The sequence below is a fragment of the Formosa sediminum genome (assembly GCF_007197735.1).
GTDB lineage: Bacteria > Bacteroidota > Bacteroidia > Flavobacteriales > Flavobacteriaceae > Formosa > Formosa sediminum.
Genome location: NZ_CP041637.1, coordinates 3,033,498 through 3,059,640 on the forward strand (window position 1 = coordinate 3,033,498; position 26,143 = coordinate 3,059,640).

The window sequence follows — 26,143 nt, forward strand, 5'->3', positions numbered from 1 at the left end:
ATTATTCAGGTTTACTTCATATATTATTTTTTATTTTGAGTTAATATTATTTTTTCATGTTCTAAATCATATTCAAAATCTTTAAGTCTTTGAAACCCTTGAAGAACTTCTTCAATAGTTTCTGTTTTAAATCGACCTGTAAATCTTTCTGTTTTTAATGTTTCATCTTTAATCTCTATAGACACAGAGTAATGTCTTTCTAATTTTTTAGCAATGTGATAAAAGGTTTCATTCTTGAAATACAGAACACCGTCTTTCCAAGAGATATAGCGACTTACATCTACATCTTTAATTTTTATTTCTGAATTAGATGCTTTATAAAATGCTTTTTGGTTAGGTTTTAAAACTATGGCATCAACATCAGGATTATCGGTTTGAGATACCTCAACACGTCCTTCAACTAAAACGACGTGAGTTACGTCATCATTAGGGTAACTAGAAAAATTAAATTCAGTTCCTAATACTTGCGTCACAATGTCTTTAGATTTAACCATAAATGGTCTTAATGAATCTGATTTAACAGAGAAGTAAGCTTCACCTGTTAATTCTACATGTCTTTCTCCTGTACTATAAAAGGCAGTCGGGAAAGTAAAAGAAGATCCAGAGTTAAGATAAACCTCTGTCCCATCTGATAAGACAACTTCAAATTTTTTACCATAAGGTACATTCACTGTATTATATACAAGTGACTGCTTTTTATCATTTCTATCTATGTTTTGAGCTTTATATGTGATTTTTGTTCTGTCTTGCTCTGCTACATAAGTATCTGAACTAGAAATAATACTAGACGTATTTGTATTCAGAACCTCTTGTGTACCGTTTCCTAAAGTAATTGTAATTTCCTCTTGAATTTTTGTATTACTATTGGCCTGTTTTAAAAAGAAATAAGCAGAAGATGCTAGCACAGTTATAAATATAGCGGCATATTTTAACCAACCTCGATTTTTTTTCTTTAGATTAAAAAGATTGTCGAATTTTGAAAGTAATTCTGTTTTAAATAATTTGGCTTCATCTTTATTCTTATCTCTTGTAATTAAATAATGAAGCTCTACATAATCTTTATATGCTGATGGATTCTCCTTTATCCATGCAGAAAGTACTTGAATTTCTTCAGGACTAGCGGTTTTTTCCAAAAATTTGTTTATAATTATCGAAATATGTTTATTTTTTTTCATTTTAAAATGAGGATTGTCGAATTGTTATTAGTAAAACGATTGGTTTTTGCAGAACCCTTGCTTTTTTTAAAAAATTATTGATAATTTTGAGCGTATTACAGCAATACACATGAATAACCCTAACAAAACAGGCAAAAACACTGAAATAATCGCAATAAAAAAAAGCGATAAAAAAGTGTTTATTAAAATGGTAGAGTCACACTATGATGAATTGTATGTTTATTCTAAGAGTTTATGTCGTGACGAGTTACTGGCAAAAGATTTAGTACAAGACGTTTTTTTTAAATTGTGGGAAAAGAGAGAATCCCTTAATACTGATACTTTATTAAAAGGATGGTTATATAAAGCAATAAAAAATAAATATTTAGATCATATAAAAAAACACAGTCGAGAAACATTTTTTCTTGAAAAAACATTCTCAGATACATTATCTACCGTCGTTCAGCAAGATTATAACGAAAACCTAGACAGAAAGCTTGAATTATTAGAACAAGAAATCCAGGTACTCCCAAAAAAATGCAAGCAAGTTTTAATTATGAGTAAAAAGGAAGGCTTAACTAATATCGAAATTGCAAATTATCTTGGTGTTTCCTTAAAGACAGTAGAGGGCCATCTCACAAAAGCCTTCAAAATTTTAAAAGATAATTTAAATGGAAAATATCAGTTTTTATTTACATTTTTATCTTTTAATAAAAAGCACTGAAAGTATATTTTGAAAAGTATACCACTTTTTAAAATGATTAAAATATACAGTGAGCAAAAAAACTAATACTACAAAGTCAATCTTTTCTCAAATAAAAATTCACTCCAAAACAAATCTAAACATAATCCTAAAGTCCTCTTAAAGTTTAAAAAGCATTCTACTAGCTATTCTTAAAGTTGTAATTTTATTGAAGTAATTACGATTTTTGAAGTTGCTTTTTTTTTATAAAGATCGTAAGTCAACGAATAAAAACAGGAATTACAATCTGTTTAAACATATAAAAAAAGAATATGAAAAATATAAAATTAAGAGATCAATTAGTTGGTGCATGGACATTAAAAGAGTTTACTCAAGAAAATGAAAACGGAGAGACAAGTTACCCTTTAGATAAGGATCCTTTAGGCTTTATTATGTATACTCCAGACGGTTATATGTCTGCACAAATGCAGAAAAAAGACCGTAATTTATTTAAATCAGACGATATGTTTGCTGGTGAACCGGAAGAATATAAAAATGCTGCAAGTGGTTATTTGGCTTACTCTGGACGTTTTTCTGTAAATGAAATAAAAAAAACAGTGGCTCATGAATTAGATGTTAGTTTATTTCCTAATTGGTTAGGTAAACAGCAGGTACGTTTAATTAAATTAGAAAACAATATTTTAAATTTGGAAACCGAACAAGCTGTAATGTTTAATGGGGAATTACAAACAGCTAAAGTGGTATGGGAACGGGCTGTAGAAAACGTTTAAATAATATTTATTTGTACTTATTTAATAACAAGGTTTGTTTTACTTAAAATGATAAAACACTTAAATATGCAATCCGTTTAATTTATACACAATGAATGAGCAAGTACAATCTGTGATTGTTAATGACTTGGAAAATAATCCCGTAAATTTAATGACCAAGTATGGGCATAAAGTATGCTTATTCCTGATTTATAATAACGATTGTTTAGGGTGTACTGGACGAGCAATTCCTTTAGCGTACGAATTTATGCTACAGTTTCCTAACATTCAAGTAATCGGAATTCATGCCGATTTTAAAAACAGAGAAGGTACAAAAGACACGATAAAAAGCATCTTTACAAGTGGTGAAATTCCATTTCCAATCTATATAGACAAACATCACAAGGTTTACGACCAATTTCAATCTGAAGGCACACCTCAATGGCTGCTCTTTACGGAAAACGGCGAATTATTTCGTTCTATTTTTGGATCTCAAGATAACGCTCAAAACAGACTGTATTATGCATTAGAGAGTCTTATAAGCAATACATAAAAAAGTTACTTACTTTAATTTTAAGTGTTTAATATTTTAACTTTAATATCTATTTAATTAAGCCATTCCTCCATTTGCACCTATATTTTGTCCCGAAATCCATTTGGCTTCATCGGTCGCTAAAAACGCTACAACTTGTGCTATATCAATAGGATTTCCCAATCGCTTAAATGCATTTTTACTAGCCAATTCTTCAATAAAAGCTTCCGATTTTCCTTTTAAAAATAATTCTGTTTCTGTAGGTCCTGGTAATACACAATTTACGTTAATTCCACGCGCTCCTATTTCTTTGGCAAAAACTTTACTCATCTGTTCTATAGCTATTTTAGAAGCAGAATAAATGCCATAAGTAGGAAAGATTGTTCGTGTAACTGTTGAAGACAGATTAATGATACTTCCATGATCTGCTAATTTAGTAGAAGCTTCTCTTAACGTATAAAAAACACCTTTAACATTAACATTCATTTGCTTGTCAAACATATCGTCTGTTACATCTTCAATTTTAGCATTATCCATAACACCAGCATTATTAACTAAAATATCTATCTTACCAAAATGCGATAAAGAGTCATCAAACAAACGTTTTACATCCTTAATTACACTTATATCTGCCTGTACACATAAAACCTCGCTATCTAATGCTTCAAGCTGTTTTACAACCTTTAAAGCGCCTTCTTTATCTGATGCATAGTTAACAACAATTTTTGCACCCTTTTTTGCCAATTCTTTAGCAATTTCTGCACCTATTCCTTTAGACGATCCTGTAACAATCGCCACTTTTCCTTTTAAACTACTCATATTTAATTTTTAAAATAGTTAAGCGTATTAGTTATAGCTATAATTTAACTCGATTTTAAATTATAGCTATAATAAATATAAATTTAATTTTTAAAACTGTATGTTTTATATCACATTACAATTTAAATAAATACTACTTTACATGTTTATTGTTAATTTATTAAGTTCGCCTTTATCAATAATTCCGTTTAAGTTTTTATCTATAAAAACAGCTAAATAAAACTGAGATAAATCTGTGTTTTCCATACTCATCGTTTTATCATCATAAACGAGAGAATTAATTTCGAATTCTAAATGCAATAATGAATCGGATTCACTTAAAAGTTTTAATCTTTTGCTAGTTGAATCTTTATACATGGTATAATGATGACCATCATTCATAAAATATAAATGCTCGTAAGATCCGCTTCTATTTGCAGCTATTCCTGAACCTGAAGCAAAACAAGGCAAATATTGTGTTGCTATTCCAATTTTTACCTTATCGAACTCTGATTTATCTCTAAAAGCTGCAATACGTGCAGCATATAATAAGTTATTTTCAAGATTATATGCTTTATTATAAAAACGTAAAGAAAATGGGGCTTTATTTAAATTAACTGTTTTTGAAGCTGTTTTAATTGGAATTTCAGATTCATTTTGAAACACAGAAAGTTTCGTTTTAAAATTGTCTTTGTTAGTTTTTACCGACTTACAAGCTTGTGTAGTAAACACAAGTAGAATGGCTAAAAATTTTAATAATTTCATTTTTTTAAGACGTTTAAAAAAGGGTTAATTAATATAGAATTAAGCGCTACAACTATAAATATATACAGATATAAAATCTAATTAGAATTTAGTTTACTATTTTATTTCAACTTATTAATAGATAACTAAAATTCAATTTTACTATTAATTAGATTTGATTTATTCACGCATAATTTTATCTAATTTTCTACCTTTAGCTAATTCATCAACCAACTTATCTAGATATCTACATTGTCTGTAAATTTCAAATTCATCAGGTATTTCTTCAATTCGATATCCGCAAATTACGCCTTTTATTAAAGCTGCCTTCGGATGTAAAGTAGCTTCATTAAAAAACGTTTCAAAAGTCACTTTTTCATCAATAAGCGTTTGTATTTGATTTTCACTATATCCTGTTAACCAACTTATAACTTGATCTAACTCATTTTTAGTCCGTCCACGCTTTATTAATCGGTTTAGATAAAGTGGATAAATTGATGCAAAAATCATTTTTGCAACTTTTTCATTTTTCTCTGCTGTAACTTGCATATTAGTTTGGATAAATATTTTTATAAAGGTATTTAAACTACAATGCTAAACCTATAATAATATATTTGCACATGTTTTTTTATCACATTTAAGCATCTAATTTAACAAATAAAAACTGGATATAACAGCTGCTGCTGTACTGTACATTTACTTTATAAAACACAAAACGCGATACCCTATAAGCGTATCGCGTTCTATAACTAATTGTATTATTAAATTATTGTAAATCTTGCCAACCGCCACCTAAAGCATGATACAATTGTACTACAGCTTCTAACTCTTGAAGTTTGTCACTAACACCATCTAACTGTGCATCTAACAAACTATTTTTAGTAGTTAAAACATCTGTATAATTTGTGCTCGAAGAATATTCTAAAAGGGCTTCAGTATATTCTACAGATCGCTCTAAAGCAGAAATTTGATTGGACCGCGAAACCTGTTTTTCTTTCGCTTTTTTATACGAATAAAGCGCATTAGAAATTTCTCCTCCAGCAGTTAACCACGTTAATTTATAATCGTAAAAAGCTTGTTGTTGTACAGATTGATTAGTTTTTAAACGGGCTTTATTTTCTCCATTAGAAAAAATAGGTTGAGTTAAACCACCAATAAGATTAAAGAACACCGAATTATCAAAGAAATCGGTTAAATTTAAGGACGATAATCCTCCGTTAGCTGTTATTGTTAATGACGGATAAAAATAGGTTTTAGCCATATTTACATCTTCAAAAGCACTTCTAAATTCTAATTCTGCAGCCTGAATATCTGGTCTGTTTCTTAACAAAGTAGAAGGAATACCTAATTGCAAATCTGTATACGGAGATTGTTCCTTTAAAGTAGTACGTTCTATAGGCCCTGGCGCTCTACCAAGTAATATAGACAATGCATTTTCTGCCTCTAAAATACTTGTTTCAATATCAGGTATAGAAGTTTCTATCTCGTATCTACTAGCTTCACTTTGTACCACTGCTGCACCATCAACTACAGCCGATTCTTTTAAATATTTCATGGTTTCCTGATCCCCAATTCTATTTTCTAAAGTCTTTTTTGTAATCTTTAATTGTTCATCTAGTGCTAATAAATTATAATAAGCTACTGCAATATCTGATATAAGTTGGGTTTGTACTGCACGAGTTGCTGCTTCGGTTTGTAAAAACGAAGCTAAAACTGAACGCTTACTGCTACGAAGTTTTCCCCAAACATCAATTTCCCAACTACTACTTAATTGCCCTAAATAAGAGGTGGTGTTTAAATTAATACCCGTTACTCCTCCTAAATTTAAAGAAGCTTGTGAGGTTTGAGCTCTAGTAACTTGAGCAGATCCTTCTAAACTAGGTAAAAATGCCAATTTAGCTTGTACTAAACTTGCTTGGGCCTGGTTTATATTTTCTAAAGCTACTTTTAAGTCTAGATTATTTTGTAAACCTTCTGCAATAAGGTCTTGTAAAACAGTATCGTTTATTATCTTTTTCCAAGATAAAGTGGCAAACGATGTGGTGTCATCAATAATTGTATCTCTATATTGTTCAACAAAATCTTGCTTTGGTGTGCTATACTTTTTAGTAACTACACCACAACTTTGTAACGTTAATACAATTATAATAATAGGAATTATATAAGTTTTTAATTTCATGTTATTGTATTTATGAGTGTAATGGTAATTCATTTTCATCTTCATCATCTTCGTCTCCCCAATCGTGATTAGGCACTCCAACTATTTTTTCTTGAAGTGTTTGGAAAATGATAAAAAGTACAGGTACAACCATTATTCCTAATATAGTACCAATTAACATTCCTCCAATAGCACCTGTACCAATAGCTCTGTTACCTACAGCACCAGCACCTGTAGAAATCATTAACGGAAATAAACCGAAAATAAACGCAAATGATGTCATTAAAATAGGTCTAAATCGTGCTATTGCTCCATCAATACCTGATTGAATAATGGATTCTCCTTCTCGTCTTCGCTGTATGGCAAACTCCACAATTAAAATGGCATTTTTAGCCAGTAACCCAATTAACATCACTAATGTAATCTGTATGTAAATGTTGTTACTAATACCAAATAAATTCGCAAATATTAAAACTCCTGAAAGCCCAGCTGGAACAGATAACAAAACAGCTACCGGAAGTATAAAGCTCTCATATTGAGCACATAGCAAGAAATAAACAAATATAAAACATAACATAAATATATAAACGGTTTGGCTACCTGCTGAAATTTCTTCTCTTGTCATCCCTGAAAATTCATATCCATAACCGGTTGGTAAAGTTTCTGCGGCTACTTCTTCAATAGCGTTAATAGCGTCACCAGAACTATAGCCTGCATTAGGAGCTCCACTTATTTTTGCTGCCGTAAATAAGTTAAAACGCGTTAAACTTTGTGGTCCGTACACCCTTTTTAAGGTTATAAACTCAGTAATAGGTGCCATAACTCCATTGGCATTTTTAACTTTTATGGCATTTAAACTTTCTAGATTGGCTCTAAAATTAGGTTCACCTTGATAAATAACACGATATTGCTTACCGAATTTATTAAAGTTTGAGGCATATACACCACTTAAATACCCTTGCATGACACTTAATACGCCTTCTACATCTAAACCTGCTAGTTTTGTTTTAGCGACATCAACAACTACTTCATATTGAGGAAACGTAGGATCGAACGTTGTGCTGGCATACTGTATTTCTGGTCGTTTACTCAATGCTTCAATAAAATCTTGACTAACCTTATAAAGTGCATCTACAGTACCTCCACTTTGGTCTTGCAACTGTACTTCAAACCCGTTACTTAAACCAAACCCTGTAACGGTTGGCGGAGCAAAAAATATCATTCTAGCATCTTTCATGGTTGCTGTTTTTGCAAACAACTGATTAATGATATCTTGTACACTTTGTCCATCTCCCGTACGCTCATCCCAAGGTTTCAGTTTTAAGATAAACATACCATAATTAGACCCTGTACCACTAATAAAACCACGACCTGTAGCTCTTAAAAATGCATTTACTTCTGGTATGTCTTCCACTATTTTTTGTAATTCATCTAATACTTCATCTGTTCTTTCTAAAGATGATGCCGCAGGTAAACTTACATCGGCAAAAACAATTCCTTGATCTTCATCAGGTACAAAACCTGTTGCCGTAGTATTCATTAAATAAACGAACAACCCAATAAAAACAACAATAACACCAATAACAATCGCTTTCTTACGAATTAAAAATGTTAATGCATTTTTATATTTAGAAGTTGTTTTCTCAAAACCTACATTAAATGCCACATAGAAGCGTTGTAAATAACTTTTTGACTGATGTTCTTCGTGTGGTTTTAAAAGCAAAGCACATAAGGCAGGACTTAAGGTTAATGCATTTATAGCAGATAATATAATTGCTATAGCAAGTGTAATACCAAACTGTTGATAGAAAACCCCAGACGATCCGCTAATAAATGTTACTGGAATAAATACTGCAGACATCACCAAGGTAATAGAAATAATTGCCCCAGAAATTTCACTCATGGCATCTAAACTTGCTTTTCGGGCAGATTTATATCCCGAATCTAATTTAGCATGTACTGCTTCAACCACAACAATAGCATCATCTACCACTATACCAATAGCGAGCATTAACGCAAATAAAGTTAATAAATTAATGGTAAACCCAAATACACTTAAGAAAAAGAAAGTTCCCACAACAGCTACAGGTACAGATATAGCGGGAATTAATGTAGAACGCCAATCTTGTAAGAAAATAAAAACCACAAGAAAAACCAATAAGAATGCTTCTAATAACGTGTGAATTACTTTCTCAATAGACGCATCTAAAAAATCATTTGCATTTACCATTTCGGTATATTTTATACCTTCAGGGAAATTTTTAGAAGCCTCTTTTAAAGCCGCAAGTGACTGAGCAACTACTTCTTGAGCATTAGATCCGGCAGATTGTGCTATAGCGACACCAGTACCTGGTTTACCTTTAATGGTAGTAGATGTACTATATGATTGTGATCCTAATTCTACTCTCGCAACGTCCTTTAAACGTAGAATACGCCCATCATCTGTAGTCTTAATAATAATATCTTCAAAATCGGTTGCATTTTGTAATTTACCCTTGTATTTTAAAGTATATTGATAGGCTTGTTCACCTTGTAAACCTAATTCTCCTGGTGCTGCTTCTAAGTTTTGATCATCAAGCGCTGTAGTAATATCAGAAGGAATTAAACCATAGTTAGCCATAATATTAGCTTTTAGCCATATACGCATACTATAGTCTCTTGAACTAAATGCTGAAGCACTACCAACTCCATTAATTCTTTTTAATACTGGAATTAAATTAATTTCAGCATAATTCTGAATAAATTCTTCGTCATAAATATCGTTTTCACTGTATAATCCAAAAATAAAGACATTACTACTTTGTTGCTTTTCTGTAGTAACACCAGCCTGAGTTACTTCTGAAGGTAATAGGTTTGTAGCTGTAGATACACTATTTTGAACATTTACTGCTGCAATATCAGGATCTGTACCTAATTCAAAATATACACTTATACTAGCCGAGCCACTAGTTGCTGTAGAGGTCATATAGGTCATACCCTCAACACCATTAATTGCTTCTTCTAATGGTACAATAACACTATTTAATACGGCTTCAGCATTAGCTCCATCATAAGAGGCTGAGACCTGTACCGTAGGTGGTGCAATATCTGGATATTGAGATATTGGTAATGTTGTAATTCCAATAAGTCCTAAAATTAAAACGATTATAGAAATTACCGCCGAAAGAACCGGTCGCTTTATAAATTTATTAAACATAATTCCTACTATTTTAGTTGTTGGTAGTTGTTACTTTTTCAGTAATTTGCTGAAGCGCACTAATATCACTTTCTTTTACTTGAACTGTTTTTATTTCTTTACCGCTAGATAAACCTGAAATGCCTTCAAGAACTACTTGGTCTCCAGCTTTGAGTCCCTCTGTAACAATATAAGCCTGACCCGAATTTGTAGCTGTTACGGTAATTTTTGTGGATTGTACTTGCGATTGTTCGTTTACCACATAGACATATACACCACCTTGAATTTCATAAGTAGCAGATTGCGGGATAAGAAAAGCATCTTTAATTGTTCTAGGAATTTGAATGGTTGCGCTGTTACCGGTTCTCAATAAATTATCTGGATTATCAAAAATAGCACGCACATTAAACGAGCCTGTTTCTTCATCTACTTGTCCGCTAACCGTTTGAATTTTTCCTTTTTGGTCAAAAGCGGTATAATCTGGTAGTAAGAGCGATACTTCTTCAAGATTTTTAAATAGGCCTACTTTCGCAAATTCCAAATATGTCTTTTCATTAATTGAAAAATAAGCATACACTTGTTTAATGTTGGATACCGTAGTTAAAGGTTCTGAAATACTACTACTTACTAAACTTCCTAATTTATAAGGTAACGTACCGATATATCCCGAAACCGGAGCTGTAATTTTTGTATAGTTATAGTTAGTTTGTGCATTAGAGTAGTTGGCTTGTGCCTGTTCTAAAGCCGCATTTGCCGCAGTAAGTGAATTTTCTGCAGATGTTAACTCAAATTTACTTATAATTTCTCGTTCTACTAAAGGCTTTGCTTTCTCTACATCGACTTGCGCAGAACTTACATCGGCTTTTGCACTACTAATTGCGGCCTTTGTACTTAAAAGGTCTTGTTGATATTCAGGTGCATTTAATGAAAAAAGTACTTGACCTTTTTGTACATATTGGCCCTCATCTACATACACCTTCTCTATAAAACCTTCAATTTTAGGATATATTTCTATATTTTCTGTACCTTCAATGGTTACCGGAAATTCTCTGTAGGTTTCTATATTTTTGGTAGATACGGTTAGCACTTCATATTCTGACACCATATCTGGTTTAGACGATTTATTGGAATTACAGGAGAGCGTTATCACACTCATACACAATCCCATAGTTAGCACATGTAAATTAAAAGTTCTTGTTTTCATTGATTTCTATTTATTTCTTGTTATGTATGTCATGTTCTTACTTGATAAAAAACCGCTTAATTTTTGCAACTTTGCAAGTATTTTATTTTAAAATATTGTATCAAATATTATTAGTTTTAAAAGTCTTTTAATTATTAAATATATAAACGGACTTATTTTACATTAAAACAATAAGATTTTATAGATGGTTTATAAATTTAAATTTGACATTAAAATTCTAGTTTAAAACACTACGTCCAACACTTATTTGTATATTAATTACTTATTAACTTACAGAAAAACGGCAGTTTAAAATACAATTTTTATTTATAATTGGTTTAGATAGCACAAAACTATACACACTCTATAAATTATTGTGTATTAATATTTAAGTAAAAAAGATTATAATTTAAGTTTATAAGTTTAATACTTTTTATAAATATTATTTTTTTTCAAATAAATTAACACTTTTTACTATTACCCTACCAAATTAATATACTATTTTCGCCGCCCTAAAATAATTATCAAGAATCTCAAAGATTAAGAGATAGCAACCTGCAATAACGAGCAAGGTGCTAAATAGATAAGCCATTTACTTGGAACAAATGTTAACTCAGATTTCTACGTATTTGCTTCTACTACTCTTATTAAAAAGACATAAATATGGCTAAACGTATACTTCATAACACACCAAAATTTTCCGCATTAATTCCACTTTTCGTATTTGTATTTACCTTTTTAGGTGTAGGTATTTATCAAGATGATTTTTATGCACTCCCTTCTCCTATAGCCGTTATAGGCGGAATAATTGTTGCATTTATAATGTTTAAAGATGCCATTGCTTCTAAAATTAAAACGCTTCTTGAGGGTTGTGGAGACGATAAAATTTTAACGATGTGTTTAATATATTTACTCGCCGGTGCTTTTGCTGCGATTACTAATGCTACTGGTAGTGTAGACGCTATAGTAAATATGGGCCTAGATTATATTGCTATACAATATATATATGTTGGTATTTTTATTATTGCTGGTTTTTTATCGGTTTCTACAGGAACTTCTGTGGGTGCAATTGTAGCTCTAGGTCCAATAGTTGTTAGTTTTGCTGACAAAAGTACTGCAGATCTAGCTATTTTATGTGGAGCACTATTAGGAGGAAGCATGTTTGGCGATAATTTATCTGTGATCTCTGACACGACAATTGCAGCCACACAATCCTTGGGCTGTAAAATGAGCGATAAATTTAAACAGAATATTAAAATTGCTATTCCCGCAGCTGTATTTACTATTGTTGTTTTAATATTTCAAGGGCTAAATTTAAAAACAGAACAGATACAAACTGTAGCATATTCATACGAAATTATAAAAATAATGCCATATGTACTCGTAATTGTTTTATCAATAATTGGTGTTAATGTATTTGTTACCTTATTAATTGGAGCAGTTTCCGCAGCTGCTTTAGGTATAATTTATAATGACTTTACTTGGCTACAAGCCACTAAAATTTCTTATGAAGGTTTTACCAATATGACAGAAATATTTTTACTATCCTTACTTACTGGTGGACTTGCTGCGTTAGTTGCAAAACAAGGTGGTATAGACTTTATATTAGTAAACATTAAAAAGCTAATTAAAAACAAAACATCTGCTCAACTAGGTATTGCCACATTGGTTAGTAGTATAAATATGGCCATTGCAAATAATACTGTCTCAATAATTATAGCAGGACCAATTGGTAAGACTATTAATGATGAATACCAATTAGATAACAAACAAACTGCATCTATTTTAGATATTTTTTCTTGTATTACTCAAGGTTTATTGCCTTATGGGGCACAAGTATTAATGATTTTAAGTTTTTCTAAAGGAAAAATAGATTACCTCGATTTAGTTTCTAATACATGGTATTTACTTTTACTATTTATTTACACCATTTTATATATAAGTGTATGTCCGCTTAAATATTCAAAAAAACTATAATCTAATCTAAAACTAATACCAAAAAAGACTACTAACCTTATAAATTACATTATAAAAAATAATCGAGTTGGATTAATACAGTTAATTTTATAAGTGATAGCACTAAACTAAAAGCCACTAGCTTAGTAATTTCGAACAAATTAAAAAAACAATTATCTTATGAAATTATCCACATTAACAACACTATTATTTAGTATCGCATTTTTAGTATTTGCATGCGATAGCGACGACGATAATAACGACATATTAGATAACAACACGCCTGATACTGATGGTATCACTTATGCAAAAACAACAACCGCTCCTACAGAAATTTACAATGCTATTATTGAAACTTTAAATGCAAACGATAATATTGGGATTGTTGCCGAAGTTAATCATTCCGAAAATGCTACTAACGCTGGATTAACATTAGATTATACCAGAACAGTATACTTTGGAAACCCAACTTTAGGGACACCAATTATGCAAAATAATATTACTGCAGGTTTAGATTTACCCCAACGTATTTCTGTTTACACCAGTGAAGACGGTGAAACAATTGTTACCTATAATACGGTAGATTATATTATAAATAGACATGATCTTGGTAATGTTTCTACTACAGATATGATTGAAGATGCGCTAGCTAATATTGTAGCTTCTGCAACAGATGCTACACTTATAATTAATGATGTAGATGATGACGATCCAAATGGTATTGTTTCCGTTTCCAGTGCAAATGATTTTGAGACCACTTATAATAATATCATCACAACTCTAAATGGTTTAGAGCCGATAACTATTATGGCTGAATTAGATCACCAAGCCAATGCAGCTAGTGTAGATTTAGAGTTAATGCCTGCAAAGCTTATAATATTTGGAAACCCAGTTTTAGGCACACCATTAATGCAAGAATCTAGAACCACTGCCTTAGATTTACCTCAAAAAATGTTAGTCTATCAAGATGAAAATAATGAGGTAAAGATTATATATAACAATCCTGATTATATTGCAGATCGTCATGATATCGATAATAATAACGATACCATTGAAACCATATCTCAAGCCTTAGAAAACATTGCTGCTTCTGGAGCAGCAGAATAATAGCATCTTAATTACAAATTATTAAGCTCACAATTTTATATCAATTCAGCATCATTACCAATGAAAACATCCGTTTCAATAAATCCGGCCACAGAAGAACAAATCGCAGAATATAACCGATTAACAAAATCGGAAACACATACTAAAATCAATTCTGCACATGCAGCATATTTACAGTGGAAAACAACATCATATCAAGAGCGTGCCAAGTTATTAAATGCCTTGGCAGATGTTTTTGAAACTCATAAAGATAAATATGCACTTTTAGCTACCTCAGAAATGGGTAAAACGCTAGATCAAGCCGTTAAAGAAGTTGAAAAATGCGCGCTCATTTGTAGATATTATGCTGAACATGGTGCTAATTTATTACAAAATGTAACTGTTGATACAGAAGCGCAACAAAGCTATGTTACATTTCAACCTTTAGGTGTTATTTTAGCAGTAATGCCTTGGAATTTCCCTTTTTACCAAGCCATACGGTTTTTAGGGCCTGCAGTTATGGCTGGAAATACTGCAGTATTAAAACACGCGTCTAATGTACAAGGCTGTGCTTTTGCTATTGAAGAAGCTGTAAAACAAGCAGGCTTTCCTGAGGGAATTTTCACCAATTTAAACTTAGATTCTGATGCTATTGAATCGGTTATTGCACACGAAAACATTGTGGCAGTTACTCTAACAGGGAGTGCTCCTGCTGGTAAATCTGTAGCAGCTATAGCAGGAAAACACTTAAAGAAAAGTGTTTTAGAACTTGGAGGTAATGATGCCTATATTGTATTAGAAGATGCCAATTTAGATAAAGCCACGGATTTGGCAACACAAGGTAGAATACAAAACAACGGACAAACCTGTATTGCTGCCAAACGCTTTATTGTATTAGAAAGTATTTACGAAGCATTTATAAAGTTATATACTGAAAAAATGGGTGCTGCCAAAATGGGAGATCCTACAGATAAAGATACTGTATACGGCCCATTAGCACGAATAGATTTAAGAAATGAACTTCATGAACAAGTAAAGAAAACAATTGCACAAGGCGGTACATTACTATTAGGAGGCCATATTCCCGATAGAAAAGGTGCCTACTACCCTGCTACAATTTTAACAGATTTAAAACCTGGAATGGAAGCTTTTAATGAAGAATTATTTGGGCCAGTAGCATCAGTAATTCGTGCTAAAAATGAAACAGAAGCCATAGCACTTGCAAACATGTCTAAATTTGGATTAGGAGCTGGAGTTATTACAAGCGATGCTAAAAAAGGAGAAACTATTGCATTACAACTTGAAGCTGGTAATTGTTTTGTAAACAAATTGGTCGCATCAGATCCAAGATTACCATTTGGAGGTATAAAAACAAGCGGATACGGAAGAGAACTTTCGGAGTACGGTATTAAAGAATTTGTAAATATTAAAACCGTCTGGATAAATTAACACACTTACAAACAAACTACATTAAACCAAAAAACGTTCTGATATGGTGATCTTACAATCACAATCAGAACGTTTTACTATTATGTACGTCGTTTTAAAACTACATACTTTGCGTATAATAATTATAGTCTTTTAATACCACGTTTATAAATTCTTTATCATTTTTATGGGCAGATTTAATGCCTGTAACTTCAATAATTTTATTACGAAGTTTAAGTAACGTTTTATAATCATTTGCCTGAGCTGCCATATTAAACGTTTCTTTAATAATTCTTGCATCGTTATCAGACAATCGGATTACAGAAGGATAAACAGGAGTGTATGTCTCTGTAATTTTTTCTAAAATAGTATCAGAAAACTTCACTTGGTCTTTTAAAGATATCACAACTGTATCAGCCATTAAATCTCCAAAACGCTGATTTTTACTGGTGAAAATAATAAGAAAAAAGCCTATAAGTTTTCCAATAACAAAAATTAGAATTAATATTTCGTAATCAGAATCTAAGCCTAAAGCTGCTACATATATATAAATTAAGGAAAAGAAATTAAAATCTATTGTTCTTAAAAACCATCTAATGGTATAGTCTGTTATAGACGGCTTAAAACCTTCTATATTTATAACTTTAATTTGTAGTAACAACTTCCCTAGTGTTTGCCCATTTAATAAAATTTCTGAGTATAAGGAATAAAACGTAACAGGAATTAATACCAAAACATCTATGGCCTTTATAGACCATTGATCGCCTTCAAGCGTGTTTTCAATAAGATTGAAGTTTAAAAATTTATAGGCAAAATAAATATAAGCAAACTTTATAATATTGTCTATAATAAAGGTAAACAAGCGTTGCCCCACAGTAGCAATTGTAAAATTAATGTCTACATTTTGTGCTGTTTTTATTTGGAGTCTTTTCATGCAATGATTAAATTCGCCTTAATGAGAGAAGTCGCTTTTATAAAGCAAAATAAAGAAAAATGGCTTGAATTTGAGCAGATAAGTTCAAATAAAGAAAAAAAAAGTCCAGACGATATAGCTAATTTACACATAAAAATCATGAATGATTTAGTGTATGCACAAACGTATTACCCTAAAAGTAAAGTTACTGTCTATTTAAATAAACTTGCTAAAAGTAGTTTTAATAATGTTTACCACACAAAAAGACAAGAACCACATGTCGTACTAAACTTTTTTTTTAAAACAGTTCCACTACTTGCTTATAAACACAGAAAGTATATTTATATTTCTTTCATAGTATTCTTTATTTGTTTTTTTATTGGTTTACTATCCACATTTAACGACGAAACTTTTGCCAGACAAATACTTGGTAATAGTTATGTTACTCAAACCCTAGAGAATATTGAAAGCGGAGACGCCATGGCAATTTACAAAAGCGGAAGCAATTGGGGTACATTTATTGGTATTTACGACAACAACCAACGTGTGGGTTTAAACATGTTTTTATCAGGTATATTTTTAGGTATTGGTACTGGATTTTATATTGCCTATAACGCGATAATGGTCGCTGTTTTTCAAGCATTCTTCTATCAGTACAATAGTTTTTTTGATAGTTTAAAAGGAATCTGGATTCATGGTACTTACGAGATTTTTGGTATGATTATAGAAGCTGCTGCTGGTTATATTATTGGCGCAAGTATTTTATTTCCAGGAACATTAAAACGTTTTCAGTCGTTTAAAATTGGTGTTCGTGAAGCTTTTTATATTTTTATAAGCACCATACCATTTACTATTATTGCTGCTTTTTTAGAAGGATATATTACCCGATATTCTAATACAATGCCCGTTATAGCCTGTTTTGCAATTATACTATTTTGTTTAAGTACTATTAGTTATTACTACCTTATTCTACCATACAAAGTAGCTAAAAAACACGCTTTAAGATGATAAGAAAAACCTTAATATATATTGCGTTTTTACTTTTTCAATATGGATTTTCGGCCCATCTTAATGTTAATTTTCAAGAGGAAACAGATAGTGTTATAAACTCTAAAACCGTAGCTGTAAAAAATCATTTAGAATATACCACTAATTTAAAAGACAAATATAACGGTAGCGATTTTAAATATAATGATCATTTAAAAGCCACAAAAAAAGCTGTTACTACACCTGACTCTAGTAATTCTAGCGGGTTAAACATGCTAAAGCTCTTTGCAAATTTTATGACCTCTATATTTCCAATAATTTTAGGTCTTATAGTGGTTTTAATTATCCTTAAAACCGTTTTAGGCACAAACATTAGATTTTGGAATACAAAAACTTCAAATAAAAAAGTAACAGATCATGTTATTTATGAAGATGAGGACATCCACGATACCAATTTTGAATCTCACATTAAAAACGCACTGTCTCAACAAAATTACAGATTGGCCACGCGGTATTATTATTTGGCCTTGTTAAAAAAACTCTCTGATAAAAAAACCATAACTTATCATAAAGACAAAACCAATAGTGAATACATTTTTGAAATTCAGAATAAAAATATAAAAGATCAGTTTTCAAACATATCTTACATTTACAGTTATGTTTGGTATGGCGAATTTCCTATAGATGCGGCCAAGTTTCAAACTATAGAACAACAATACAAATCTATTTTTAATACTATTAATTGATTTTACCTTATCACATAAAAAAGCTTCTGCTACTTCTTATTTTATTCAGCCTTATAAGTTGCAATAAAACCAATTGGTATGAAAATTTTAAAGAAACAAGCAAAAGTCCTTTTGGAACTTACATAGTTTATAATGAAGCCGAAACTTTATTTAATACAGATGTTAAGTATTTAAAAGAGAATATTTACGATTATTTGTTTGAAGAAGTTCGTGACGATGATTTTGGCAATTATATTTGTATAAAATCTGAAGCTGCTAAACTTAGTAACGATGGTATAGATTATTTATTAAGCTATATTAAACAAGGCAATCATGCCTTGTTATCACTTAACTATTTTAATGAGCATTTAAAAGATACTTTAGCCATTACTACTGCAAATTTAGACGAGTATGTTTATGAACCTGAAGCATTAAAAAATTTAGATGGCACTTTGTTTTTAGAAAATAAAACTTTTAAAACACAACATTATTCTTACGATAGAAATATTAGAAAACATTATTTTAATTCTTACAATCCCAATACTACAGTTGTATTAGGAACAGTAGATATAAATGGAGAAAAACAGCCTAATTTTATCAAGGTTTATTACGGCAAAGGTTTTCTACTTTTACACACAAACCCCGTAGTTTTTACAAATTTTAATATGCTAACCGGGCGCGAAGATTATGTAGCAAATGTCTTTTCGTATTTACCAAAAGCTTCAATTTTATGGGATTCTCAAATTAAATCTAGTTCGTATTCAGATACTTCAGAACCACCACAAGACTCTATTTTTAATTACTTTTTAAAACATCCATCTTTAAAGTGGTTTTTAATGCTCACCGCATTCGGATTAATTTTATTTATGTTATTTAATGCCAGAAGAAAACAACGCGCTATTCCTATTATTAAACCGTTACAAAACTCAACAGTAGAGTTTACACAAACCATCTCTAACCTTTATTTAAAGGAAGCAAATCACAAAAATTTAGTCGATAAAAAAATCACTTATTTTCTAGAAAAAATTAGAGAACATTACTTAATAGATACCTCTAATTTAAATTCTACTTTTATTGAAACACTTGCATTAAAATCTAATAACGATTTAAATAGTACAAAATACTTAATACACAAAATTATAGATTTAAAAAAGAAAGCAGAATGCACTGATGTAGAACTTATGACTTTAAATACTATGATTGAAAAATTCTTAAAAAAATAATCCTATGGAAGACCAAATACCTACAGAACAACCTGAACATTTAGATTTTAAAAATAGAATAGATGTGTCTGAACTTCAAGAAGCCGTTTATAACATAAAGTCGCAGTTAAAAAAAGTTATTGTCGGGCAACAAAACATGATGGATCTATTAATTGTAGCACTCTTGGCAGACGGTCACGCCCTAATAGAAGGTGTTCCTGGTGTTGCAAAAACCATTACCGCTAAATTATTATCTAGAACAGTAGATGTCGATTTTAGCAGAATACAATTTACACCCGATTTAATGCCTTCAGATATTTTAGGAACTTCGGTTTTTAATGCTAAAATATCCGATTTTGAATTTAAAAAAGGACCTATTTTTTCGAGTATGATTTTAATAGACGAAATTAATAGAGCTCCTGCTAAAACTCAAGCCGCTTTATTTGAGGTTATGGAAGAAAAACAAATTACTGTAGACGGAGAAACTTATAAAATGAAAGAACCGTTTATTGTTTTAGCGACACAAAACCCAATAGAACAAGAAGGAACTTATAGATTACCAGAAGCACAATTAGACCGTTTTCTCTTTAAAATTAATGTAGACTATCCTACTGCTAATGAAGAGTTAGATATTATAATGAAGGAACAAGCTCTTATAAATGCCACTAAAATTGAACAAATACAGACCATTATTAGTGGTGCTAAAATTGAAACTTTTAAAGCTTTAGTTAATCAAATAAGTTTAGAAGAAAATCTATTAAAATACATTGCGAATATTGTAGTAAATACCCGAACTAATTCATTTTTATATTTGGGAGCTTCTCCTCGAGCAAGTATAGCAATTTTAAAAGCTTCCAAAGCTTTTGCTGCCATAGAAGGGCGTGATTTTGTAACACCAGAAGATATTAAAAAAGCTGCAATTCCGGTATTACAACATCGGGTTATTGTTACGCCAGAACGTGAAATGGAAGGGTTAACTAGCAAACAAATTATTGAACAAATAATAGAAACCGTAGAGATTCCGAGATAGATTAATGAAAAAATTATATCAGTCTTTATTTTTAAACAATAGATTGTTCTACATTTTAGGAAGTATTGCCGTACTTTTTATAGTGGGATATTTTATACCCATACTCTTTTACATTTCTAAAATTTTATGTCTTATTCTAGCGCTTTTAGTGTTAATAGATATAATATTACTATACAAAACTAAAGAAGGAATAACTGTTAATAGAATTTTGCCTGAGCGTTTATCTAATGGCGATGCCAATAAAATAACTCTTGAGATAACAACTAGTTATCCTTTCATTAGTCATTTATCTATTATTGAAGAGTTACCGTATCAATTTCAAAAACGCGATTTTATTTTTAAATTAAAGCTAAATCCCAATCAGCTTAAAACTTTGCATTACGATGTTAATCCTACAGCACGTGGAAACTATGATTTTGGACACGTTAATGTATACGCTTCTACCCCTTTACAATTAGCAACAAAAAAACACACTCTAGGAGTACCTAAGACCTTAAAATGTTATCCCTCTTTTTTAAAATTAAGAGCCTTCGATTTTAAAGCTTTTACCGATGCAACACTGTCTTATGGCACAAAAAAAGTGAGACGCATTGGACATTCTTTAGAGTTTGAACAAATTAAAGAATACATCGCTGGAGATGATATTAGGACTCTAAATTGGAAAGCAACTGCAAAGCGCAATCAACTTATGGTCAATCAGTATGTTGAAGAAAAATCGCAACCTGTATATTCCATAATAGACAAAGGGCGTGCCATGCAAATGCATTTTAATAATATTAGTTTATTAGATTATGCCGTAAATGCAACTCTTGCTATAAGTAATGTTATATTAAGAAAACAAGATAAAGCTGGCATGTTATCTTTTTCTAAAAATTTAGAAGATTTAATAGTCGCCGAGCAAAGGAATTCTCAAATGAATTTAATTTCCGAGGCGCTATACAATATAACAACAGATTTTTCTGAATCGGATTTTAGCAGTTTATACGCTATAATTAAACGTAAAATTACCAACAGAAGTTTATTAATTCTATATACGAATTTTGAAACTATGGATGGTTTAAATCGACAGCTCCCTTATTTAAGAGCTTTAGCAAAAAATCATTTACTATTAATTGTATTTTTTAAAAACACAGAGTTAAACACAATAATTAACTCTAAATCAGAAAACTTACAGGATGTTTACGATACAATTATTGCAGAGAAATTTATGTACGAAAAAAAACGAATTGTAAAAGCATTACAAAAATATGGTATTCAATCAGTTCTTACAGAACCACAAAATTTAACTGGAGATACCATAAATAAATATTTAGAATTAAAATCTAGAGGCCTTTTCTAGTTGTAATTTATAACTAAAGTCTTTTTTTTCTTCACCAATAAAAGAAAGGAAAGTATTACATTAGCCAATTAGCCCTAATTATAGATTAATATGAATTGGTATTTAAAAGTTATAAAACAATACGCAGATTTTAAAGGACGAGCACGACGTAAAGAATATTGGATGTTTTTCTTATTTAACATCTTAATAAGTTACAGTATTATTATACTAGGCTATTTATTAGATGTTTACATTTTATCCTTATTATCTTCATTATACAGTTTTGCTGTAATAATTCCTGGATTAGCTGTAGGAGTTAGACGTATGCATGATGTAGGAAAAAGCGGGTGGTATTTATTAATACCTTTTTATAACTTGTATCTAGTATGTACAGATAGTGAAACTGGTACCAATAAATGGGGAGACAATCCTAAAGGTTTAGGAAATGATAGTGTTATAGATGCTATTGGAAAAGAATAAACTTGTTTAAATATAGAACTTAATAAAGGTGTTATCTATCATGTGTGATGTTAACACCTTTTTTGTTACTTTAGCAATACTAACCTTAATTTAACAAATAAAATGAATTGGTATTTAAAAGTTATTAAAGAACATTATGCAGATTTTAAAGGGCGTGCAAGACGACAAGAATATTGGATGTTTGTATTAATAAACATGATTATTTCTTGGTCTATTTCCCTATTAGGTTACCTCTTTGATGTATCTATTTTTAGTATACTATCAGGTATATATTCTCTAGCTGTATTTATTCCTGGATTTGCCGTAAGTGTAAGAAGACTTCATGATGTTGGTAAAAGTGGATGGTTTCTTTTAATAGCTGTTATCCCTATTATTGGATGGATTTGGTTAATTGTACTTATGGCTACTGATAGTGAAGTTGGCCCTAATAATTGGGGAGACAACCCTAAAGGTATCGGAAATGATAGTGTTATAGATGCTATTGGAAAAGAATAAATTTTGATTATACGTATAAAAAAGGAGTTACCCGTTTTTTGAAAAGTTAGGCAACTCCTTTTTATATTTAATAAGATTATTTTTAGGTTTCTTTACGTAACACTTCTAATGGCGAGCTTTTTAGTACAGATTGGATATTACTTAATCCAATAACCAACACCAATAGCGTTATACCTGGTAAAAAGACCAAAAATGGAATAGCTGAAGGGATAAACGGCTCTTTAAACACAAAAAGAGCTAAACCTAAGCTACTTACTAATGCTAATATTAATCCAACTAAACTTCCTAAAAAACCTAAAAAAATATATTCAAAGGCTGAAATTTGCAAAATTTGTTTATTCTTTGCTCCTATAGTTCTTAATAACACATTTTCTTTTATTCGTTGGTATTTACTCGTTCTAATAGATCCTATTAAAACGATAATACCTGTAAACATACTAAAGAATGCCATAAAATTAATTACCCAAGACACTTTATCTAAAATGTCTTCTACAACAGTAAAAACTTGACGTAAATCTATAATTGAAACATTAGGAAACTGGCTCACCAAATCTTGTTGCAAATTCGCAGAAGTCGTTTCATCAGGCACTAAAGTAGTTAATACATTAAATTGTGGAGCATCTTCTAAAACTCCTACAGGAAATACCACTGTAAAATTTAACTGTACTTGAGACCAATCTACCTGACGTATACTTCCCACTATAGTCTCCATCAGTACACCTTGAACATTAAACACAACAGGATCTCCTACATCCAATTGTGCATCTTCGGCTAAATTATCTGAAATAGAAATTACTATAGGGTCTCCGGGATTCAATTTAGGCGTCCACTCCCCTGCTATTAGCGCTTCAGAATCTATTAAAGTGTCACGATAAGTAGTTCTAAATTCATGATTTAACACCCATCTTCTAATCTGTTGTGTACTATCTTGACGCATTGTACTCACCAAATTACCATTAATACGCTGCATACGCATAGTGACTAAAGGAATATCTCCAAGAACTGGCAAATCTTTAGATTTAATTTTTTGCGAGAGCGCTTCACGCTGATTAGGTTGTACGTCTAAAATAATAATATTCGCATCGTCTTGCTGCCCAACTTCTGTTTTAGCTAATAAAATGTCTTTAGTAAAGTATAAAGTACTTATTAAAAATGTTCCTAAACCAATAGCAATAACTAAAACTACAGTTTGGTTATTGGGCCTGAACAAATTCAATATACTTTGGCGTGCTGTAAAACTCCAATGTTTTGGAAAATAACGTTTTATAAGTTTAATACACCCCACAGCTACAGCTGCCAATAAAGCAAATGTAATAAAAGTCGCCCCTACAAAAGCTAGCGCATAGATAGCGTCTTTTATAAGCCATAAAGAAAATAAAAATAAAAACAAGAGTATACCAATATATACTGCAAACTTTACCCAAACGGGTTCTTGTGCTTCTTGGTCGTTAACTCGTAACACTTCTAAAGGCGAAACAAACCATGTACGTAATAAGGGTAAAAGCGCAAATAATACAGACATTACTAAGCCAAGTAAAATTCCGATAAGAATTGGAACAACAGAAATTGAAACCTCTAAAGTAAAAGGTAAAAACTCTTGTAATAAATATGGAAATACCATTTGTAAAGCGACCCCAATTAATGCTCCTATAGCACCTCCAAGAACCCCTATACCAGCAATTTGTATTAAGAAAATAAGGAAACTTTGTAATCTAGAGGCTCCCATGCACTTTAAAACAGCTATAGCCTTTAATTTTTCTTTAATATAGATATGTACAGAACTTGCAATACCTATACAACCTAATAGTAATGCTATAAAGGCTGCTAAGTTTAAAAAAATTCCAACATTTTCATATCGTCTACCTAATCGTCTGGATGTTCCTGTATGCGTATCTAAGTCGGCATTTTCTATATCTAACATGGGTTCTAATGTATCTTCTAAACGTTTTAAATTTACCGTGTCGGACACTTTATAGAAATATTGATATTCTTTTCGACTTCCAAACTGAAGCAACTCTGTAGCCGCCACTAAATGTTTGGGAATAATAACAGGTGGTGCTACAGAACTTGAAACAGCAGAATTACCTGGCATAGATTTTAAAGCTCCAGAAATAGGAATTGTTAAAGCACCTATCTTAATAGAATCGCCTGCATTCACATTATACTGTAACATTAAAGTTGCATCAACTAGAGCTCCTCCTGATGCTTGATATGAAGTTGATGCTGTTTGAGGTTCTGAATCTATTTCACCATAAAAAGGAAAATGTCCTTCTATTCCTCGTACCTTCACTAACTTAGTCCCTCCATTTTTAGGGAAAGCAATCATAGACACAAAATTTACTTCGGAAGCTTCCGGTTTTAAAGAATCTATAATAGCTTGTGCACGTGTTGTAGGTTCTTGTTTAGAATCGATTATAAAATCGGCTCCCATTAATGTCTTAGATTGACTTTGTAAATTATCTTTTAAATTTGCACTAAACAATTGTATAGATACTACTGCTGCAATTCCTAAAACAATAGATGCCATAAATAACAGTAACCTTACTTTACTTGCTTTAGCGTCTCGCCATGCCATTTTAAAAAGCCATGGCCAATGTATGTGTTTTGTAGTTTTAAAATTCATTAAACTGTAGTTGGTTGATTTGTAATTATTTTTCCGCCTTTTAGTTTCAAAATATGCTGTGTGCGATTAGCCAACTCTAAATCGTGTGTTATAATGACTAAGGTAGTTCCATGTTCTTTATTAAGCTCAAATAATAATTTGATGACTTTCTCCCCAGTTTCCTCATCTAAATTACCTGTAGGTTCATCTGCAAATAATATTGATGGTTTATTAGCAAATGCTCTGGCTAAAGCCACACGTTGTTGTTCTCCTCCAGAAAGCTGCGAAGGATAATGATCTACTCGATCTGCTAAACCTACCTTTTCTAATAAATCTGAACTAATTTGGGTTGCATTTTTAACACCTTGTAATTCTAAAGGAACACTAACATTTTCTAGTGCTGTTAATGTGGGTAATAATTGAAAATTCTGAAAAATAAATCCAACTTTTAAATTACGTAATTGTGCGCGTTCATCTTCATTTAAAGTAGATAAATCTTGTCCGCACAACTCCACATTTCCTGCATTTGGCTGGTCTAAACCGGCACACAAACCTAGCAAAGTAGTTTTCCCACTTCCCGAAGGTCCAACTATAGAAAATATTTGTCCTGCTTCTACCCCAAACGTAATATTATGCAATACCGTTAATTGTTTGTTACCGCTACTGTAAGTCTTTTCTAACCCAGTTATCTTTAATATATTTGACATCTAATCTTTAATTTAATT

Annotated in this window: 23 protein-coding genes and 1 riboswitch; of the genes, 13 read left to right on the forward strand and 10 right to left on the reverse strand. The window is 31.2% G+C overall.

The genetic code is table 11. From position 1 onward, the window contains the following. Positions 1 to 23: 23 nt before the first annotated feature. A complete protein-coding gene (locus FNB79_RS13305; protein WP_185967776.1) occupies positions 24 to 1,133 on the reverse strand; it encodes a FecR family protein in 1,110 nt (369 codons plus the stop codon). A gap of 151 nt (positions 1,134 to 1,284) precedes the next feature. On the opposite strand from FNB79_RS13305, the gene FNB79_RS13310 reads away from it, so the two are divergent. The 3 genes from FNB79_RS13310 (at position 1,285) to FNB79_RS13320 (ending at position 3,159) form a co-directional block, all read left to right on the forward strand. After that, the gene (locus tag FNB79_RS13310; RefSeq protein ID WP_143381778.1) at positions 1,285 to 1,878 is read left to right on the forward strand and encodes an RNA polymerase sigma factor; all 594 of its coding nucleotides are present in this window, start codon (positions 1,285 to 1,287) and stop codon (positions 1,876 to 1,878) included. A 290-nt stretch (positions 1,879 to 2,168) separates the two neighbouring features. Further along, positions 2,169 to 2,627 (forward strand): lipocalin-like domain-containing protein, encoded by a 459-nt coding sequence (locus FNB79_RS13315; protein ID WP_143381779.1) that lies wholly within the window; start codon positions 2,169 to 2,171, stop codon positions 2,625 to 2,627. A 91-nt stretch (positions 2,628 to 2,718) separates the two neighbouring features. Continuing rightward, positions 2,719 to 3,159 carry a TlpA family protein disulfide reductase gene (locus tag FNB79_RS13320; protein ID WP_143381780.1) on the forward strand — a complete coding sequence of 147 codons (441 nt, stop codon included), beginning with the start codon at positions 2,719 to 2,721 and terminating at the stop codon, positions 3,157 to 3,159. Between the two features lie 57 nt (positions 3,160 to 3,216). Here the strand turns inward: FNB79_RS13320 and FNB79_RS13325 are convergent, their stop codons facing one another. The 6 genes from FNB79_RS13325 to FNB79_RS13350 form a co-directional block, all read right to left on the reverse strand. Further along, positions 3,217 to 3,957: an SDR family oxidoreductase gene (locus FNB79_RS13325; protein ID WP_143381781.1), complete on the reverse strand. Its 741-nt coding sequence runs from the start codon at positions 3,955 to 3,957 to the stop codon at positions 3,217 to 3,219. 138 nt (positions 3,958 to 4,095) lie between these two features. Then, positions 4,096 to 4,701, reverse strand: coding sequence for a hypothetical protein (locus FNB79_RS13330; protein ID WP_143381782.1), 606 nt, complete (start codon positions 4,699 to 4,701; stop codon positions 4,096 to 4,098). 159 nt (positions 4,702 to 4,860) lie between these two features. Then, a complete protein-coding gene (locus FNB79_RS13335; RefSeq protein WP_143381783.1) occupies positions 4,861 to 5,229 on the reverse strand; it encodes a DUF2200 domain-containing protein in 369 nt (122 codons plus the stop codon). A 217-nt stretch (positions 5,230 to 5,446) separates the two neighbouring features. Continuing rightward, positions 5,447 to 6,859, reverse strand: coding sequence for an efflux transporter outer membrane subunit (locus tag FNB79_RS13340; RefSeq protein WP_143381784.1), 1,413 nt, complete (start codon positions 6,857 to 6,859; stop codon positions 5,447 to 5,449). A 10-nt stretch (positions 6,860 to 6,869) separates the two neighbouring features. Then, positions 6,870 to 10,034: an efflux RND transporter permease subunit gene (locus FNB79_RS13345; protein ID WP_143381785.1), complete on the reverse strand. Its 3,165-nt coding sequence runs from the start codon at positions 10,032 to 10,034 to the stop codon at positions 6,870 to 6,872. Positions 10,035 to 10,047: 13 nt separating this feature from the next. Continuing rightward, positions 10,048 to 11,217, reverse strand: a complete 1,170-nt coding sequence (locus tag FNB79_RS13350) for an efflux RND transporter periplasmic adaptor subunit (RefSeq protein WP_143381786.1) — start codon at positions 11,215 to 11,217, stop codon at positions 10,048 to 10,050. Between the two features lie 495 nt (positions 11,218 to 11,712). Then, a riboswitch (SAM-I-IV-variant riboswitch) is annotated at positions 11,713 to 11,812 on the forward strand. A 47-nt stretch (positions 11,813 to 11,859) separates the two neighbouring features. On the opposite strand from FNB79_RS13350, the gene FNB79_RS13355 reads away from it, so the two are divergent. The 3 genes from FNB79_RS13355 (at position 11,860) to FNB79_RS13365 (ending at position 15,687) form a co-directional block, all read left to right on the forward strand. Then, entirely contained in the window at positions 11,860 to 13,173 is a 1,314-nt protein-coding gene (locus FNB79_RS13355) for a Na+/H+ antiporter NhaC family protein (RefSeq protein WP_143381787.1), read from the forward strand. Between the two features lie 159 nt (positions 13,174 to 13,332). Further along, the gene (locus FNB79_RS13360) at positions 13,333 to 14,259 is read left to right on the forward strand and encodes a DUF302 domain-containing protein (RefSeq protein ID WP_143381788.1); all 927 of its coding nucleotides are present in this window, start codon (positions 13,333 to 13,335) and stop codon (positions 14,257 to 14,259) included. A 60-nt stretch (positions 14,260 to 14,319) separates the two neighbouring features. Continuing rightward, a complete protein-coding gene (locus FNB79_RS13365; protein WP_143381789.1) occupies positions 14,320 to 15,687 on the forward strand; it encodes an NAD-dependent succinate-semialdehyde dehydrogenase in 1,368 nt (455 codons plus the stop codon). A gap of 100 nt (positions 15,688 to 15,787) precedes the next feature. On the opposite strand, the gene FNB79_RS13370 is transcribed toward FNB79_RS13365, so the two are convergent. After that, positions 15,788 to 16,600 (reverse strand): RDD family protein, encoded by an 813-nt coding sequence (locus FNB79_RS13370; protein ID WP_143381790.1) that lies wholly within the window; start codon positions 16,598 to 16,600, stop codon positions 15,788 to 15,790. A 21-nt stretch (positions 16,601 to 16,621) separates the two neighbouring features. Here FNB79_RS13370 and FNB79_RS13375 point away from each other — a divergent pair, with 21 nt between their 5' ends. The 7 genes from FNB79_RS13375 (at position 16,622) to FNB79_RS13405 (ending at position 22,816) form a co-directional block, all read left to right on the forward strand. After that, positions 16,622 to 17,587, forward strand: a complete 966-nt coding sequence (locus FNB79_RS13375; RefSeq protein WP_143381791.1) for a stage II sporulation protein M — start codon at positions 16,622 to 16,624, stop codon at positions 17,585 to 17,587. Next, positions 17,584 to 18,312: a DUF4129 domain-containing protein gene (locus FNB79_RS13380; RefSeq protein ID WP_143381792.1), complete on the forward strand. Its 729-nt coding sequence runs from the start codon at positions 17,584 to 17,586 to the stop codon at positions 18,310 to 18,312. Before FNB79_RS13375 ends, FNB79_RS13380 begins: the two co-directional genes overlap by 4 nt. After that, the gene (locus FNB79_RS13385; RefSeq protein ID WP_143381793.1) at positions 18,309 to 19,514 is read left to right on the forward strand and encodes a hypothetical protein; all 1,206 of its coding nucleotides are present in this window, start codon (positions 18,309 to 18,311) and stop codon (positions 19,512 to 19,514) included. The genes FNB79_RS13380 and FNB79_RS13385 overlap by 4 nt, the downstream gene beginning before the upstream one ends. Before the next feature lie 4 nt (positions 19,515 to 19,518). Then, complete coding sequence (locus FNB79_RS13390) at positions 19,519 to 20,523, forward strand: AAA family ATPase (RefSeq protein WP_143381794.1); 1,005 nt, start codon at positions 19,519 to 19,521, stop codon at positions 20,521 to 20,523. A 4-nt stretch (positions 20,524 to 20,527) separates the two neighbouring features. Next, positions 20,528 to 21,862, forward strand: coding sequence for a DUF58 domain-containing protein (locus FNB79_RS13395; RefSeq protein WP_143381795.1), 1,335 nt, complete (start codon positions 20,528 to 20,530; stop codon positions 21,860 to 21,862). A gap of 90 nt (positions 21,863 to 21,952) precedes the next feature. Continuing rightward, positions 21,953 to 22,321, forward strand: coding sequence for a DUF805 domain-containing protein (locus FNB79_RS13400; protein WP_143381796.1), 369 nt, complete (start codon positions 21,953 to 21,955; stop codon positions 22,319 to 22,321). A 102-nt stretch (positions 22,322 to 22,423) separates the two neighbouring features. Continuing rightward, entirely contained in the window at positions 22,424 to 22,816 is a 393-nt protein-coding gene (locus FNB79_RS13405) for a DUF805 domain-containing protein (RefSeq protein ID WP_143381797.1), read from the forward strand. A gap of 82 nt (positions 22,817 to 22,898) precedes the next feature. Here FNB79_RS13405 and FNB79_RS13410 read toward each other — a convergent pair whose 3' ends face one another. Together FNB79_RS13410 and FNB79_RS13415 are read right to left on the reverse strand one after the other, a co-directional pair. After that, the gene (locus tag FNB79_RS13410) at positions 22,899 to 25,391 is read right to left on the reverse strand and encodes an ABC transporter permease (protein WP_143382635.1); all 2,493 of its coding nucleotides are present in this window, start codon (positions 25,389 to 25,391) and stop codon (positions 22,899 to 22,901) included. A 47-nt stretch (positions 25,392 to 25,438) separates the two neighbouring features. Beyond that, positions 25,439 to 26,125, reverse strand: coding sequence for an ABC transporter ATP-binding protein (locus FNB79_RS13415; protein WP_143381798.1), 687 nt, complete (start codon positions 26,123 to 26,125; stop codon positions 25,439 to 25,441). Positions 26,126 to 26,143: the final 18 nt, after the last annotated feature.